This is a genomic window from Nonomuraea sp. NPDC003727, assembly GCF_053586935.1.
On record NZ_JBSFNE010000010.1, the window covers coordinates 420,635 to 435,036 of the forward strand.

16 protein-coding genes are annotated in these 14,402 nt (G+C 70.0%); 8 read left to right on the plus strand and 8 right to left on the minus strand.

Going from position 1 to position 14,402, the window contains the following annotated elements:
• The first annotated feature begins 44 nt into the window (after nt 1-44).
• Nucleotides 45-221 carry a hypothetical protein gene (locus ACWDLG_RS27015; RefSeq protein ID WP_354904881.1) on the plus strand — a complete coding sequence of 59 codons (177 nt, stop codon included), beginning with the start codon at nt 45-47 and terminating at the stop codon, nt 219-221.
• Between the two features lie 22 nt (nt 222-243).
• Here the strand turns inward: ACWDLG_RS27015 and ACWDLG_RS27020 are convergent, their stop codons facing one another.
• Both ACWDLG_RS27020 and ACWDLG_RS27025 read right to left on the minus strand, forming a co-directional pair.
• A complete protein-coding gene (locus ACWDLG_RS27020; protein WP_449924883.1) occupies nt 244-522 on the minus strand; it encodes a hypothetical protein in 279 nt (92 codons plus the stop codon).
• Between the two features lie 31 nt (nt 523-553).
• A complete protein-coding gene (locus ACWDLG_RS27025; RefSeq protein WP_354904885.1) occupies nt 554-676 on the minus strand; it encodes a hypothetical protein in 123 nt (40 codons plus the stop codon).
• A gap of 317 nt (nt 677-993) precedes the next feature.
• Between ACWDLG_RS27025 and ACWDLG_RS27030 the strand changes: the two genes are divergently transcribed.
• The 3 genes from ACWDLG_RS27030 (at nt 994) to blaOXA (ending at nt 5,373) form a co-directional block, all read left to right on the plus strand.
• Entirely contained in the window at nt 994-1,281 is a 288-nt protein-coding gene (locus ACWDLG_RS27030) for a hypothetical protein (RefSeq protein ID WP_449924886.1), read from the plus strand.
• Between the two features lie 1,178 nt (nt 1,282-2,459).
• Entirely contained in the window at nt 2,460-4,298 is a 1,839-nt protein-coding gene (locus ACWDLG_RS27035) for an ABC transporter ATP-binding protein (RefSeq protein ID WP_354904889.1), read from the plus strand.
• Nucleotides 4,299-4,524: 226 nt separating this feature from the next.
• Entirely contained in the window at nt 4,525-5,373 is an 849-nt protein-coding gene (blaOXA, locus tag ACWDLG_RS27040; protein WP_449924889.1) for a class D beta-lactamase, read from the plus strand.
• A 149-nt stretch (nt 5,374-5,522) separates the two neighbouring features.
• On the opposite strand, the gene ACWDLG_RS27045 is transcribed toward blaOXA, so the two are convergent.
• Nucleotides 5,523-5,687, minus strand: coding sequence for a hypothetical protein (locus ACWDLG_RS27045; protein WP_449924892.1), 165 nt, complete (start codon nt 5,685-5,687; stop codon nt 5,523-5,525).
• Between the two features lie 254 nt (nt 5,688-5,941).
• Here ACWDLG_RS27045 and ACWDLG_RS27050 point away from each other — a divergent pair, with 254 nt between their 5' ends.
• Nucleotides 5,942-6,262: a GYD domain-containing protein gene (locus ACWDLG_RS27050; RefSeq protein WP_449924895.1), complete on the plus strand. Its 321-nt coding sequence runs from the start codon at nt 5,942-5,944 to the stop codon at nt 6,260-6,262.
• Nucleotides 6,263-6,333: 71 nt separating this feature from the next.
• On the plus strand, nt 6,334-8,430 hold the full coding sequence (locus ACWDLG_RS27055; RefSeq protein WP_449924897.1) for a hypothetical protein: 2,097 nt from the start codon (nt 6,334-6,336) through the stop codon (nt 8,428-8,430).
• Nucleotides 8,431-8,794: 364 nt separating this feature from the next.
• Here the strand turns inward: ACWDLG_RS27055 and ACWDLG_RS27060 are convergent, their stop codons facing one another.
• Complete coding sequence (locus ACWDLG_RS27060) at nt 8,795-9,463, minus strand: restriction endonuclease (RefSeq protein WP_449924900.1); 669 nt, start codon at nt 9,461-9,463, stop codon at nt 8,795-8,797.
• A gap of 790 nt (nt 9,464-10,253) precedes the next feature.
• Nucleotides 10,254-10,625, minus strand: a complete 372-nt coding sequence (locus ACWDLG_RS27065; protein ID WP_449924903.1) for a DUF5997 family protein — start codon at nt 10,623-10,625, stop codon at nt 10,254-10,256.
• A gap of 55 nt (nt 10,626-10,680) precedes the next feature.
• Here ACWDLG_RS27065 and ACWDLG_RS27070 point away from each other — a divergent pair, with 55 nt between their 5' ends.
• Nucleotides 10,681-11,409 carry a LysR family substrate-binding domain-containing protein gene (locus ACWDLG_RS27070; RefSeq protein WP_449924906.1) on the plus strand — a complete coding sequence of 243 codons (729 nt, stop codon included), beginning with the start codon at nt 10,681-10,683 and terminating at the stop codon, nt 11,407-11,409.
• A 107-nt stretch (nt 11,410-11,516) separates the two neighbouring features.
• Here ACWDLG_RS27070 and ACWDLG_RS27075 read toward each other — a convergent pair whose 3' ends face one another.
• Both ACWDLG_RS27075 and ACWDLG_RS27080 read right to left on the minus strand, forming a co-directional pair.
• The gene (locus ACWDLG_RS27075) at nt 11,517-12,347 is read right to left on the minus strand and encodes an SDR family oxidoreductase (RefSeq protein WP_449924908.1); all 831 of its coding nucleotides are present in this window, start codon (nt 12,345-12,347) and stop codon (nt 11,517-11,519) included.
• 239 nt (nt 12,348-12,586) lie between these two features.
• Entirely contained in the window at nt 12,587-13,069 is a 483-nt protein-coding gene (locus ACWDLG_RS27080) for a CHRD domain-containing protein (RefSeq protein ID WP_354904914.1), read from the minus strand.
• A 360-nt stretch (nt 13,070-13,429) separates the two neighbouring features.
• On the opposite strand from ACWDLG_RS27080, the gene ACWDLG_RS27085 reads away from it, so the two are divergent.
• A complete protein-coding gene (locus tag ACWDLG_RS27085; RefSeq protein ID WP_449924944.1) occupies nt 13,430-13,987 on the plus strand; it encodes a class I SAM-dependent methyltransferase in 558 nt (185 codons plus the stop codon).
• Here the strand turns inward: ACWDLG_RS27085 and ACWDLG_RS27090 are convergent.
• Nucleotides 13,968-14,402: IS5 family transposase (locus ACWDLG_RS27090; protein ID WP_449924911.1), on the minus strand; the 435-nt coding region annotated here is incomplete at its 5' end. The genes ACWDLG_RS27085 and ACWDLG_RS27090 overlap by 20 nt on opposite strands.

The following is a 14,402-nucleotide window of genomic DNA, read 5'->3' on the forward strand; positions in this document are numbered from 1 at the left end:
AATCGATAGCGTGCCGGGCAAGGATCTTCAAGGGGGAACACAACATGAAGCGCTTCGCGATCACGACCGCCGGCGTCGTCCTGGCGCTGGGCATGGCAACGGGCCCGGCCGCCGCGGCGGCCTGGGAGGTGCCGAGCCGAGGCAACACCGACCAGATCACCGACCTGCTCGGCAAGCTGCTGGAAGGCACCAGCCTGCTCAACGGCGTGAACGGCGTGTAGGAGCGGGCCGTCGACCCGGACGTCAGGACCTCAGCAACCCGCCGACCGCCATCGGCGACCAGGCGTCCAGACCGGCGACGTCGAGCACGTCGCCGTCCTCTGGATCGCCGATCGGGAGACCGGTGGCGGTCATCGCGGACACGACCGTCCTGGCGTCCGGGCGGATCCGGGCGGATCCGGGCGGATCCGGGCGGATCCGGGCGGCCACGCGGCGTCCCCAGCGGGTCCTCCCCCACGGCTTGCAGATCGACAGGACGGTCACCGCGGCCAGCAGGGCGACCCACCTGCGGTAGACGGCCAATGCCTGACTCGGGTGCGAGCCTGGGCCGCGCTCACCGGGTCAGCCACCAGACGGCCACCACCACGGCGGCCACGAGCAGGGCGACGGCGTAGCCGAGCAGCGCCCGGCCCAGACGGCGGCGGACGTAGCCGGGGCGGTGGCGATCAGCGGTCACAGGGTCTCCTCCTGCGGGACGGCCGGCGGCTCGGACGGCGAGCGGGCCAGACGGACTACGGGCGTCGGACTACGGGTGACGGACAGACAGCGGATCAGACGGACTACAGGTCGGACAGACAGACCGCGGGTCGAGCAGGCAGCAGGCCAGACGGACCGTGGGTCGGACAGACAGCGGGACAGGCGGACCGCGGGTCGGACGGTGGAGCGGCCATCCCCTGCGGGCATGGCCGGCGCCGGATGCCAATTCTTTGTGTCCCACGCCGGGTTTCCGTCCGATGGGAAGGGCAGGTTCCCCACGACAAGGGGGGATCTTAGATGATCAAGAAGTTGCACGCCATGGGCCTCAGGTCCAGCCACATGTACGCCGCGGGGTTCGCCGCCATCGGCGCGTCCATCATCTCCTGGATGGCCTCCAGGACCGCCGAGAACATCGACAGGGCCGACCGGTGGGGGATCTTCATCGGCGAGTGGGCGCCGACGTGCTTCGCGCTCGGAGTGGCCCTGCGCATGGAGGAGACGCACAAGGACATGGAGGAGACCCCGGAGGCGACGACGTTCGACCGGTCGATGGCCGGCAGCAGCCGCGCCCGCGCGGGGGTGTGACCACCGGAGGCGCAGGCCGCGGCCCGCCGGCCGACCTGCGCCTCACCGCTCCCGCCAGACCCCCTGCGCCTCCGTCCCGCAACCCGCCCACTCCCCAGCAACCCCCTGACCCCTCGCCCCACCCCACTCCCCCGCAGCCTCCGGTTCCGCGCCCCACCGCACCCCCGCAGCTCCCCTCCCCTCGCCCCACCGCACTCCCCCGCGGCCGTCGTCCTCCCTCACACCCCGCCCCACTCCCCGCGCCGGCGTCGGTCCTGCGTCGCCGGACCCCATGACCCCGGCGGTCCACCGATCTCCCCGTCCCCTCCGCCGACCCCAGGCTTCCCGTCCTGTTCCGCGCTTCCGCCATGGCACTCATGGCCCGCGACGCGCCTGCGCACACGTCCGGCCGACGCGCGTCTCCCGGCTGCACACCTTCGCCTGCTCAGCGCTCCTCCCGGAGCCCGCACCACTCCTGGCCGCCGCGCCTCTCCCGGCTGCACACTGTTGAGCGCCGCTCCCGACCCCGCACCACTCTTGGCCGCCGCACATCTTCCGGCTGCACACGGTTCAGCGCCGCTCCCGGCCCCGCACCACCTCCCGACCGACGGCCCTCCGGCTCCCCCGCTCTCCCCGCCGTCACTCCATGCCCTCGTGGGGCCCGGCGCGAGGATCCGGGTGGCTTGCGCGCGGTCCTTCGCCTCGCCGTACGGGATCCGCCGGGACCCTCCCGGCTCTCACCGAGGGGCCGCGAGCAGACGACGCGGCAGGCATAACCCTGGCGACACGCCGTCAAATCACCATCCTTATGCCGAAACATCCGCATCCCCGGCTGGAATTTGGCGCCCGATTTGTTGCACGAACTTCCTTGCCCGTACAACGAAACAAGGTCGCAACTTTCGCGCGCTGACATCCGTACAGCATCAGCTTGACGTCGCGTTTGCCCAGGTCCGGCCAGGTATCGCAAACCTGTGAAGGGTTTAACGTGCATTTACATAAATAGGCCAGCCGATCTCCCTGAGATCCTGCCGCAAAGAGATGTTCAATATGCGCGATAATTGATGATTCATCCCGATTTGGGTGCTAGTGTTCTGAATTGAAACGAGAGCCACTTCACGGGGAGGAACGATGACTCTCACACGGATCTACCCGACCTCTCAGAACGGCTGGGGCTGGGGCGGAGGCTGCTGGCGTCGCCGGTGCGGTTGCGGCGGCGGCTGGGGCTGGCGCCGGCGCTGGTGGGGATGGTGGTAGTTAGTTCTCGTGAGAGCCGATGGATAATCCGTCGGCTCTCATTTAATGCTCGTGACAGCTCCCCCCTCGCCCCGGCTGTCACCATCCGCAGGACGTTCAAGGAGTTCTGGCCCGACACCCGTGGCCTCCGGAAGCTGTTCGCCGTCGGCGGCGTCCTCGCCCTCCTGGCCGCGCTGTGTGAAGTGGCGGGGATCGCGCTGTTCGGCTACATCACCGACGAGGTGCTCAGCTCCGGCAACCTCGCGGCATTCTGGAGCCCCGCGGCGGTCTGGCTGGGCGTAGCCGTGATCGCGGGCCTGTTCTCCTTCGGCGCCACCTATGTCACGGCGCTCGGCGCCGAACGTTTCCTGCTCAAGCTGAGGGACAGGATCTTCGCGCACCTGGAGACCCTCACACCCGACTTCTTCGACAACCGCAAGCTGGGCGACCTGATGGCCAGGCTCACCGACGACGTGGCGGCCATCGAGGAACTGGTCGGGTCAGGGCTTGTCAAGGTGTTGACCACCGTCGCCAGCGTGGTGTTCTTCGCGGGTGCCGCCTTCTACATCCGGTGGGACCTGGCCCTGGTGACGATGGCGCTCGTCCCCGCGTTCCTGCTGGTGTCCAAGCTGTTCGCCGGCAGGTTCAGGACGGCGGCGGCCCGCGAGCGGCTCAGCAACGGGGCGATGAACAGCGTCATCGAGGAGAGCCTGTCCAACCAGTCACTCGTCCAGGCGTACAACCGCCAGGAGTCGGAGTCGCGCCACCTGCACAGGGAGGGGCGCACCTGGCTGAGGGCGAACATGACGCAGGCGTGGCTGTCCGGCGCGTACGGCCCTGCCGTCCAGGTGCTGGAGACGCTCTGCCTGATCGTCATCATCGGCTTCGGCGCCTGGGAGATCGCCTCGGGACGCCTCACCATCGGTGGCCTGCTGGCGTTCGCCGCCTACCTGGCCTACCTGTATCCGTCCGTGCAGCAGCTCGGCGAGATCGCGCTGACGGTCTCGGAGGCGGCGGCCGGCTCCGACAGGGTCATGGAGGTGCTGAAGGCCCGTCCCGCGGTCGCCGACAAGGCCTCCGCCGTACCGCTGGCCACGCGCAGCCGGGGGTACATCGAGTTCGCCCATGTCTCCTTCACCTATCCGCAGCGCCGCCGGCCGACGCTCCAGAACGTGTCGTTCACCGTGTCGCCCGGCGAGCTGGTGGTGGTGACGGGGCCGAGCGGCGCGGGCAAGTCGACGCTGGCCAAGCTGCTGCTGCGCTTCTACGACCCGCTGGCGGGAAGCGTCCTGCTCGACGGCACCGACATCCGCGACGTCACCATGGCCTCTCTCCGCGACAACATCACGCTGCTCCACCAGGAGAGCCTGCTGTTCTCGGGGACCGTACGGGACAACATCGCGTACGGCAGGCCGGACGCGACACTCGACGAGGTCGTGGAGGCGGCGGTGCTAGCCGGGGTGCACGACTTCGTCAACGCTCTGCCCCAGCGGTACGACACACCGATCGGGCAGCGGGGACGGCTGATGTCGGGCGGGCAGCGCCAGCGCATCGCGATCGCCAGGGCCATCCTGCGCGACGCGCCCGTGCTGGTGCTGGACGAGCCGATGACCGGCCTCGACGAGGCCACCGCGGCGCGGATCATGGAGCCTCTGGCGCGGCTGATGGAGGGACGCACGACCATCATGATCACGCACGACCTACGCCATGTTCCGGCAACGGCCCGCACGATCACGCTCGAACCGGCGCGACGCTCGAACCGGATCACGCTGAAGCACCGCACGCCCCGCAACGCGCCCGCGTGACGGATCGTCAGCTGCCGCGTCATGATCCGGCCTGACGGCTTCCTGCAGAAAGCTGTCGCTGTTTTTCGGAAGTTTCCAGCAAGAAGATGACGACCCTCGGGCCCGGCCTTCCAGCGAAGGTCGGGCCCTCTCATGGCGTCTGCCAGGCGCGATATCGGAATCTCCATCGATCTGGGGCGATATCACTATTGGACATGTCGTTCGCGGTGCTGATCTGATCTCCGGCATGAAACGTCCCCAGATGATGGCCGGCGCCGCCCTCGTGGCGGTCTCCGCGCTGCTCGGCGGAACCGCCCACGCCACCCTTTCCACCACCCCCGTCCAGGTCACCGTCCAGCCGGGGCCGATCGTGCGCGATGACCTGCGAGCGCTGTTCGACCAGGCAGGCGTCCGCGGCGCCTTCGCCCTCCTCGACGTCTCGAGCGGCCGCGTCACGGTCGTCGACCGGGCCAGGGCCGAACGCCGCCTGATCCCCGCGTCCACCTTCAAGATCCCGCACGCCCTCGTCGCGCTGGAGACCGGCGCCGTCAAGGACGACAAGGAGGTCATCCCGTACGGCGGTAAGCCGCAGCGCTTCCCCGAGTGGGAGAAGGACATGAACCTCGGCGACGCGATCAGGGCCTCCAACGTGCCCGTCTTCCAGACGATCGCCCGCCGTATCGGGCTGAAGCGGGAACAGCAGTGGCTCCACCGGCTCGGCTACGGCAACCGCGAGGTCGGCGGCGTGGTGGACACGTTCTGGCTGGAAGGGCCGCTGGAGATCTCGGCGGTCGAGCAGACGCGCTTCCTGTCCAGGTTCGCCCGTCAGCAGTTGCCCGCGTCGGTGAAGAACCAGCGTCTGGTCGCCGACATGCTCAAGATCGAGGAGAAGGACGGCTACACCCTGTACGGCAAGACCGGCTGGGCCTTCGACGTCACGCCGAGCGTCGGCTGGTGGGTGGGCTGGGTCGAGCGCGGCGGCCGCCTGTACACCTTCGCGCTCAACATCGACGTGGTCCAGGACGGCGACACGGGCAAGCGCATCCCGCTGGCCCGCGACCTGCTGAAGCGCCTGAACGTCCTGCCCGCCCGGTGACCCGGTCCCGGCGCTCCTGACCGAGCGACCCGTGCGTCGCGGGCGCCACCGCCCGCCCCTCCCGCCGGACGGCACCGACGTCCGGGGAAGGCCTTGCGAACAGAAGCTGATCGCGGCGGGCGCCCGCGGCGATCGGCTCGCCCGGGATGTCAGGACTCCGGTTCGCCCTCATGCCGGTTGTGGGTCGAGAGGATCTCGGCGAGCTGATGCTGCTGCTCGGGCGTCAGCCGTACCGGCCACACGGCGGGCAGCACGAGGACATCGCCGTTCGGCATGGCGACCAGGTCGAGAGGGAACGCTGGGGGAGCAATCACAGTGCGACCACTTTCGCACGTCAGAATGCTTTGCGAGAGGTCTTCACGTCTACCTTCGGTCTTGGTACTCCAAGAACTTGCGAAGTCACGCCGGGTCCGCCCCCGCCGGCCCGCCGGGCCGGGCGGCGCCCATCGCGCAGGCGCAAACCACACCGGCGCCTGGGGTTAGCGTCACCCGAAGCCGAGAACCCCGTCCAGGTGACCGCAGGCACGGCCGTTCCCACGGGAGCGGTGGCACGGAAAGGGGTCGACCCATGCCCAAGTACCTCATCCAGCTGAACTACACCGCGGACGGCATCAAGGGCGTGCTCCAGGAGGGCGGCACCGCACGCCGCGAGGCGGCCGAACGCATGGCCGAGAGCGTCGGCGGCCGGATCGAGCAGATGTACTTCGCCTTCGGCGAGATGGACCTGTACGCCATCGCCGACATGCCGGACAACGTGAGCATGGCCGCCGTGGGCCTCGCGGTGTCGGCGTCCGGCGCGGCCCGGACCAGGACGGTCGTCCTGCTGACACCCGAGGAGATCGACGAGGCGACGAGGCAGGAGGTGCAGTACCGCGCCCCAGGCACCTGACGGCCCGTGGAGGCCGCAGGCGTCGCTATTTCGGTGGCGATCCCCACATGTCCACCCTCTATCGTTCCTCCGTGGAAGATCTCATCATTGCCCGGCGCCTGCGTGTTCCCGTCCGCGCCGCCGGGGACGGCACGCCCGGCTGGGGGGAGGCGGCCGCCCGGCAGCTCGACGCGGCGCTGCTCAGCGTCGGCTTCACCTGCTCGCCGGCGTTGCTCGCCCGCCTGGCGGGGCTGCCCGGCGAGCAGGTGATCGACCTGGGCGTGCGTGTCCTCGGCGCGGTCCGCCGCCTGGTCGGCGACCACGTCGAGCACAACGCCTACTTCATCGACTTCCCCAGGAACGTCCCGGACACCCTGGAGTTCTGGGCCGGGCTGCTGCGCGAGGCCATGCTCGACCCGGTCGCCGCCACCCGGCTGCGGCCGGACGTCCTCAACCTGCTCGACCTGCCGCGATACGGCGGCTACCAGCACACCTACGCCGACCTGCTGGCCGCGCACGCCGAGCTGGTCCCCCTGGCCCGCGACCGGGTGACCGTGCTGGAGCTGGGCGGCAACCTGCGCGACGAAGCGCGAGAGCTCTACCTCTCGCTGGCCGGCTCCGAGGTCCCGCTCGCCGCCGAGGACCTGGCCGCCCTGCGCGAGCTGGCCGCCTTCTGCGCCGACGAGCGGCCCGAGCGCGTCCCGGTACGCGAGAACCGGGCCGTCATCAACGAGGTACGGCTGGCGGCCGGGCAGCCGCTGCTCGTCGACACCGTGACAGACGTGCTCCGGCTGGCCTGCGCCTGCTCCGGCGGCGACGTCACCCTGGCCACCCCCACCCGCCTGCGCTCCTTCCGCCGTGCCGAACGCCGCATCCTGCTGGCCGCCCTGGACACCGTCCCGACGGCCAAGCACGGGGACGTGCAGCGCCACCGGGAGCAGTGGAAGCGGCTCGGCGAGCGGCTGCATCCCCACGAGTACCCGCAGTTCCCCCGGGCGGCCCAGGTCTTCGAGGTGGCCAGGGGTGCGCGCAAGGCGGCGGGCTTCGACAGCCGGGTCGAGGCCGCGCTGGCCGCGGGCCGTACCGAGGAGGCCCTCTCGCTGCTGGAGAACACGCCCGGCGCGCTGCTGCGCCGCCTCGACCACCTGCTGCGCGTGAGCGGCGGCTCCGCCGTCCTGGAGGCAGCGCGGCGGTCGGCCGCACGCGCCTCCGGCCGCGTGCTGCTCTCCCTGCGCGAGCACCTGCAGAACCGGCTCGCCCCCGCGGACCGGGTCTTCACCAACCGGTACGGCAGGGCCTGGACGACCCCCGACGTCCGCCCCCCGCTCGACGAGGAGGTCCTCGGTCAGCTGCTCGCCCACCTGGACGAGGAGATCTCCAGCCGCCTGCCCGACCCCGGCGAGCTGATCGTCGACCCGGCCGTGCTCGACGTGGCGCTGCCCCTGTCGGGCAAGGCCGTCAGCCCCGGGCTCGGCATGCTGCCGCGCGGTTCGCTGTCACCCGTGGACGGCGAGCTGCTCCGGTTCTTCGTGCACTGGCGCCAGGCCGAACGGCGTACCGACTACGACCTGTCCGCGCTCATGCTCGACGCCACCTACGACAACCCGACGCACATCTCGTGGACGGCCTACGCCAACGGCTACGCGACCTACTCGGGCGATCTCACCGACGCCACCGACGGCGCCTCGGAGTTCATCGACATCCGCCTGTCCGACGCCACCCAGCCGATCATCATCCCCCAGGTCAACATCTACGCGGGCGAGCGGTTCGACGAGGCGGCCGAGGCGTTCTTCGGCTACATGACCAGGGACGCCGCGCAGGAAGGCAGGCCGTTCGAGCCGCGTACCGTGCGGATGAAGTCCGACCTGCGCGGTTCCGGCCGTATCGCGCTGCCCCTGGCCTTCCTGCGCGGCGACGACGGCGCGTGGCGGGTGAAGTGGCTGCACCTGTCCATGTCCGGCCACCCGGCGTTCAACCAGGTCGAGGGCAACCGGGTCACCGCGTCGCTGCTCGTGCGCTCGATCGTGGAGCGCGACCAGCTCCGGGTCGGCTACCTGGCCGGCTTGCTGCGGGCCAAGGCCTCCCAGGGCGGGCACACCACGTACATCGGGCTGGAGGCGCCCGCCGACCTCCCGGCCGGGGCGCGGGTCTACACGCCCGCCACGCTGCACGAGCTCATCCCGGCCTGATACCGTGGCGATCGCAAGGCCATGGGAGAGCTTCCTTCTCACCTCATTGGAACCGGGCGGCCCGCACGGGCGCCGGTCTGGATCTAGCTCTCCCGCCTTCCTTGCGCTCCGGCGGGTGCGGCCATTCGTGGGCTTCCTTCTCTCCTGGTTCGATTCCAGGGAGGCCCCAGTGGGCCTTCTGGCGTTTCTAGCTCGCGAGCACCCCGCACCCGCTGGGGCAGGCGAACCGGTCCGCTTCGACCACGGCTGAGCAGCAAGCTCGGCATCCTGAGCGGATCGGCCGCCGGTCGCGAGGAGTCGCGAGCGGATCGGCAGCCGGTCGGCAGGGGTCGGGAGCGGATCGGCAGCGGATCGGCGGCGACCCTCAGCCCACGAGTTCGTCCCCCTCGACCAGCCGCCCCGCGGGCCGTACCGGCAGCAGCGAGATCGTCCCCAGTAACCAGTCCGCCAGCCGGTCGCGCTCGACCAGGATCAGCGGCTGCCTGGCCGCCAGCGCCTCCTGGCGGGCCTGCCGGGTGAGCCGACCGGAAGTGATCAGGACGCCGGTGTGTCCGGCGAAGGTGTTGGCCAGCGCCCCGAGGAAGTTGCGAACCTCCGGCGCGCCGACGGTCTTGCTGTAGCGCTTGCACTGGACGGCGTAGCGCCCATGCCCCGGGGCCACGGCCGTGATGTCCACCCCGCCGTCACCGCTGCGGCCCCGCTCACGGACCTGGCGGAACCCGTCGGTGATCATCCGTTCGGCGACCAGGTGCTCGAACTGGGTGCCGGTCATCCGGTCGACCTTCTCCAACTCGGCGTTCGCCGCCAGGAACCGCACGCGTGCCGCCTGGATGATCCGGTAGCGGAGCACGAGGCCGCCGCCGAAGAGCACCGACAGCAGGCCGGCCAGCGCCACTGCCCAACCCGGGTGGGCACGGGCGAACTGGACCACCAGCGCGACCACCACGACCGCGGCGATCAGTCCTAAGATCCACAGATCGCCGATGCCGCGTCGCCTGCCCTTGCCCCTGCCTCGCCTGGATCCCCTCGCCATGGGTTCCTCCCTGATGGACGGTTGTGGAGACGAGTGTGAGCAACGGCTACGACAGAACCGACCCGTGCCTGTCGCGTTCTGGTACGGCTGACGCCTTCTGGGTCTTCTGAGACGGAAGTTCCGACCGGAGAGCCGGAACCGGAGGACCGGATACCACCCTTCTGCCCGGACTGAACCCCGGCAGCCCGCCTCCGGCCGACACCGGCAACAGCCACGGCCGGTGCCGTGGCGCGAGCGGCGCCCAGATGGAACAGAGCGTCGCCAGGACGCTCCTGGCATCCCAATGACCGCCTTCAGCGCAGGCGGGTCGCGTCGCCCGCTTCAGTCGCAGGCCGGCCGCGTCGCCCCCTTCAGCGCAGGCCGGGCGGCATCGCCCGCTTCAGCGCAGGCCGGTCGCGTCGCCCGCTTCAGCGCAGGCCGGCCGCGTCGCCCGCTTCAGCGCAGGCCGGCCGCGTCGCCCCCTTCAGCGCAGGCCGGGCGGCATCGCCCGCTCGGCCACCCGGTGTGGTCGGCGACCGGGACCGTCTACCGGCACCAGATCCATCCGGTGTACAGGGGTTCGCCGGCAGGCGCGTCACAGCGTATCGGCTGACGGCATCGGCTCCAGCGGAAGCGCCCCGGCAAGGTCAGCCTTCCGCACGGGACACCGCACGTCATCGGCGAACAGCGCTCCTCTCGCCCGGCCGGTGGCACGTGAACGCATCAGGGCACCGCGCGGGGAGTCACCGTCGCCGATGATCAAGGATTTCCGGGCTCGTCTCCGGTCGGAGACGTGCAGGATCTCAGCTGTCTAGCGTTGCTTGAGGCGGAGTGCTTCTTTGCGGGTCTCGGCCTGGATGGACCGCTCGCGCTCCAGCCACGCCGGGTTCTCTTCCTTCAGCGCGTCGATCTCAGCGGTGGTGAGCGGCCCGGTGATCCCGCCTCTGGTCAGGCCGGAAATGGAGACCCCGAGCTTCGCGGCGACGACCTGCTTGGGGTGCGGGCCGTTGCGGCGCAGGTCAGCGAGCCAGGCGGGTGGCGTCGACTGCAACTCGTTCAGCTCGTCCCTGGAGACGACACCCGCCTGGAACTCGGCGGGCGTGGCCGAGAAGAGGACACCCAGCTTCTTGGCCGCCGTCTCCGGCTTCATCGTCTGGATGGTCTTCCGTTTGGGCGAGGTCATGGCGTCAAGAGTAGTCAGTCGGAAGGGGTTCCCCTGACGTCGGTACCCTGAGGAAGTGACTGATGGGGAGAGCGGCAGGGCGTTCCGGCTGGCGTACGTGCCCGGGGTGACACCCGCGAAATGGGTCAACACCTGGACCGAGAGGATGCCCGGTGTGCCGATCACCCTGGTCGCGGTCCCCGTCTCCGAGGCGGTGGGACTCCTGCGGGACGGCGGCGCCGACGCCGGATTCGTCAGGCTGCCGGTCGACCGTGACGGGCTCAGCGTGATTCCGCTCTACGTGGAGACCACGGTGGTCGTGGTGCCCAAGGACCACGCGGTGGCCGCCGTCGACGAGGTGGCCATCGCCGACCTGACCGACGGCGAGGTGTTCCATCCTCTGGACGACACCATCGAGTGGACGGTCCGGCCCGGGCTGCCCGCGTTCACCCGCCCGGACACGACGGCGGACGCGGTCACCCTGGTGGCGGCCGGCACCGGGCTTCTCCTGGTGCCGCAGTCGCTGGCACGCCTCCACCACCGCAGGGATCTCACCTACCGGCCGGTGCTGGACGCGCCGCAGTCCCAGGTCGCGCTGGCCTGGCCCACGGACGCGACCACTGACCTGGTGGAAGAGTTCATCGGCATCGTCCGCGGCCGGACAGTGAACAGCTCGCGCGGCCGTACCCCCGCCCCTCCTGTGGAGAAACCGGCACGGCGGCAGGCACCGAAACCCGCCCAGAACGGCTCCGGCCGCCGGGCCGTACCGGCGAGCCGTAAGAGGAAGGGCCACCGCCCCCGGTGACCCGCAGCCTGCTCTGATCTGGAAATTGCAGCTCGATCAAATCCAGCACTCCGGCAACCTGGCGATCCCGCAGGCCGGCTGCCCTGCTTTTCAGACTGGGGTCGCGATCATCGCCGGCCGTCGCCGAGAAATTGCCGCGCGCCGCGCAACGTGGTCCGAAGCCGCCGCTGAGTCATGGCACAGTCCAAGCGCACGTCTGTCGGACCGGGCAAGCCGGTGTCCGCCCGGCGGCCTGTAGGCAACCGGTCCGCGTCGAGGCCATCGCGGCGGGCGATGAGCAGCCCGAGCTCGTATCGGCTGACGGCATCGGCTCCGGCGACATGGTGGACACCCCGGTGCTCGGAGGCGGCAAGTTCCAGAAGCGCCGCAGCGAGATCAGCCTTGTGCACGGGACACCGCACGTCATCGGTGAACAGCGCTCCTTTCGACCTACCGGTGGCAAGTGCATGCACCAGGACCTCGTGCGAGGAGTCGCCGTCGCCGATGATCAAGGACGTCCGGGCTGTCACCGCAGCAGGCACGATCGCGTTCACCGCTGTCTCGGCGGCGGCTTTGGCCGCGCCGTACGGGCTGATCGGGTCAGGGACGCACGTCTCGTCGTAGCGAATCGCGGCGCCCGAGAAGACCGCGTCGCTCGAGACGTGGACGAGGCGTCCACCTTCCCTGGAGACAGCCAGAGCCACGTTCGCCGCGCCGGTCGCCGTGGTCGTCCAATCCGTCTGCCGAAAAGCAGCGTTGATGATCACCTCTGGCCGGAATGCGCCGATCAGCACATCGACGTCCTCTCGCCGGCGCACGTCGAGCGGCAGCCACTCAAGACCGGCGGTCTCCCCTGGCCGGGTCAGATAGGTGGCAGCCACCTCGTGCCCGGCGAGCAGACACTGTCGAACGAGTTCGCGGCCCAGAAAGCCACTGCCGCCGACGATGAGGGTTCTCATGGCCGGCCACCATAGACCAGCCGCTCCGAGGCATGGCGCTGATGCTCATCGACATGTCGAAACCAGTTGATCGCCACCGGCGCCCGAACGGCGCACAGATGGTGCCGCTTCACGGGCACGAAGTCCGTGAAGCGGTCACTTGACGTCATCGAGCAAGCGCTGGCCGGTGCCCGTACGGCCGGCCGCGTTGGGCGGGTGACCGAAGGATCTCTCCGCGGACACCGCAGGGCCAGGATTCGTCAGACGGCTTCGGTGAGCTGGCCACGGATGGCGCCATCCGGGAACTCCGCGTTGTGGACGTTGGTGTAGAACTGGCTCGGGTTCTGGAGGATGGCATGCAGTTCGTCGCGGGTCAGCGTGGTGGCGGCGTTGTCGGCCGTCTGGTGCTTCACGGCGCGAATGCAGTCGCTTGCGAAGCCCCGGGTGGGCGCCTGCAACGTCACCACGATCGGACCCGCCACACCCACCCTTCCTTCATGGATGTGCGCCGCGGTCGCGGGCTGGATGTTGTGGGCGGTGATGACGTAGCAGAGCGACCGTCCGCTCACCCTCCAGGCGAAGATCCCCACGCCGTCCGGATCGCCGGGACCGGGAACCTCCTGGGCACCGGTCATCTCGACGAACTGGTAGGGCGACGGGTCGTGTGCGGTCGCGCCGGCGGTACCGGAGAAGACGGCCGCTACCGCGGCGAGTGCCGGAATCAGGATAAGTGACTTGATCATGACAAGCCTCCTTTGATAACTATGAGTAGCGATGAATCACTTTGCGTAGTGTTTCCGGGCTCTGTCGGATCGAAACCGCGCTGTCACGACGGGGATCGTCAAGGAGGCGCCATGACCGACGACGACCTGGTGGCGGCCTGGAGGCGAGATCAGCCGGGGGCTCGAAGGCAGTACGGCCAGTGATGCGGCAAGGACACCTGGCAGGTCGAACGGGCCGTGGAACGGTTGGGGAGTAACTCGTTCGCCCGCGGTGCGCGGCTCACGATCACACGGGAGCTGCTCGCCTACTACGGACAGGACAGGGAGCACGGTCGGCTTCGCGCAGGGCGTGACCGGTTGGAGTTCTGGCGGACACAAGATGTGCTGCGCCGGTTGCTGCGGCCCGCTCCGGCCCGGGTGCTGGACGTGGGTGGCGGCACCGGGGTGCACGCCGAGTGGCTGGTCTCCGACGGCTACGAGGTCGAGCTGCTGGATCCGGTCCCGCTGCACGTGGAGCGGGCCGCGGAGCTGGCCGGGGTGACGGCGCGGCTGGGCGACGCACGGGAGCTTCCGGTGCCGGACGCGAGCGCGGACGCGGTCCTGCTGCTGGCCCGCTCTACCACCTGGCCGAGCGCGCCGACCGGGTGCGGCCGCTGGCCGAGGCTCGGCGTGCCGTACGGCCCGGCGGGCTGGTGGCCGCCGCGACCATCAACCGATTCGCAGCCGTGCACGACACGGTCTACATGGGCTCGTACACCGAGGAGCGGCAGCGGGAGACGGCGCACGCAGCCGCGAAGGACGGGATCATGCTCTCGATGCCCAGCGCTCGATGGAGTCCGTCCCGTCACTGCTGGGAGTGAGCGGCCACCTGCTCACCATCGCCTGGCGGCCCGGCCCGCACTAGGAGCTGTTTCCTGGATCACGTGCGGAGCCAGATGACCAAGGCTGCGACCGTGACGGTTCCCAGGAAGATGTAGGCGCGTTTGTCGTAGCGGGTGGCCACCGCGCGGAAGTTCTTGAGCCGGTTGATCGCCCGCTCCACCACGTTGCGCTTCTTATACCGCTCGGCGTCGAACCCGACCGGGCGGCCTCCCGCCGAGCCGCGCCTGCGCCGGTTGGCCCGTTGATCACGAGGCTCGGGGATGATGTGGCGGATCTTGCGCCCGCGCAGATAGCGCCGGTTGGCGCGGGAGCTGTAGGCCTTGTCGGCCGACACGCTGTCGGGCCGCGTCCGGGGACGTCCCGGCCCGATCCGGGGGATGCGGATCCGCTCCAGGACCGCCCGCATCTGCGGGCCATCGCCATGCTGACCAGGCGTCAGCAGCAGCGACAGCGGACGGCACCAGCCGTCGGC

What these genes read in the sequence shown, in the direction of transcription:
- ACWDLG_RS27015 (WP_354904881.1), top strand. Translation starts at nt 45, where the DNA reads ATGAAGCGCTTCGCGATCACGACCGCCGGCGTCGTCCTGGCGCTGGGC.
- ACWDLG_RS27030 (WP_449924886.1), top strand. Translation starts at nt 994, where the DNA reads ATGATCAAGAAGTTGCACGCCATGGGCCTCAGGTCCAGCCACATGTAC.
- blaOXA (WP_449924889.1), top strand. Translation starts at nt 4,525, where the DNA reads ATGAAACGTCCCCAGATGATGGCCGGCGCCGCCCTCGTGGCGGTCTCC.
- ACWDLG_RS27050 (WP_449924895.1), top strand. Translation starts at nt 5,942, where the DNA reads ATGCCCAAGTACCTCATCCAGCTGAACTACACCGCGGACGGCATCAAG.
- ACWDLG_RS27060 (WP_449924900.1), bottom strand. Translation starts at nt 9,463, where the DNA reads ATGGCGAGGGGATCCAGGCGAGGCAGGGGCAAGGGCAGGCGACGCGGC.
- ACWDLG_RS27065 (WP_449924903.1), bottom strand. Translation starts at nt 10,625, where the DNA reads ATGACCTCGCCCAAACGGAAGACCATCCAGACGATGAAGCCGGAGACG.
- ACWDLG_RS27075 (WP_449924908.1), bottom strand. Translation starts at nt 12,347, where the DNA reads ATGAGAACCCTCATCGTCGGCGGCAGTGGCTTTCTGGGCCGCGAACTC.
- ACWDLG_RS27080 (WP_354904914.1), bottom strand. Translation starts at nt 13,069, where the DNA reads ATGATCAAGTCACTTATCCTGATTCCGGCACTCGCCGCGGTAGCGGCC.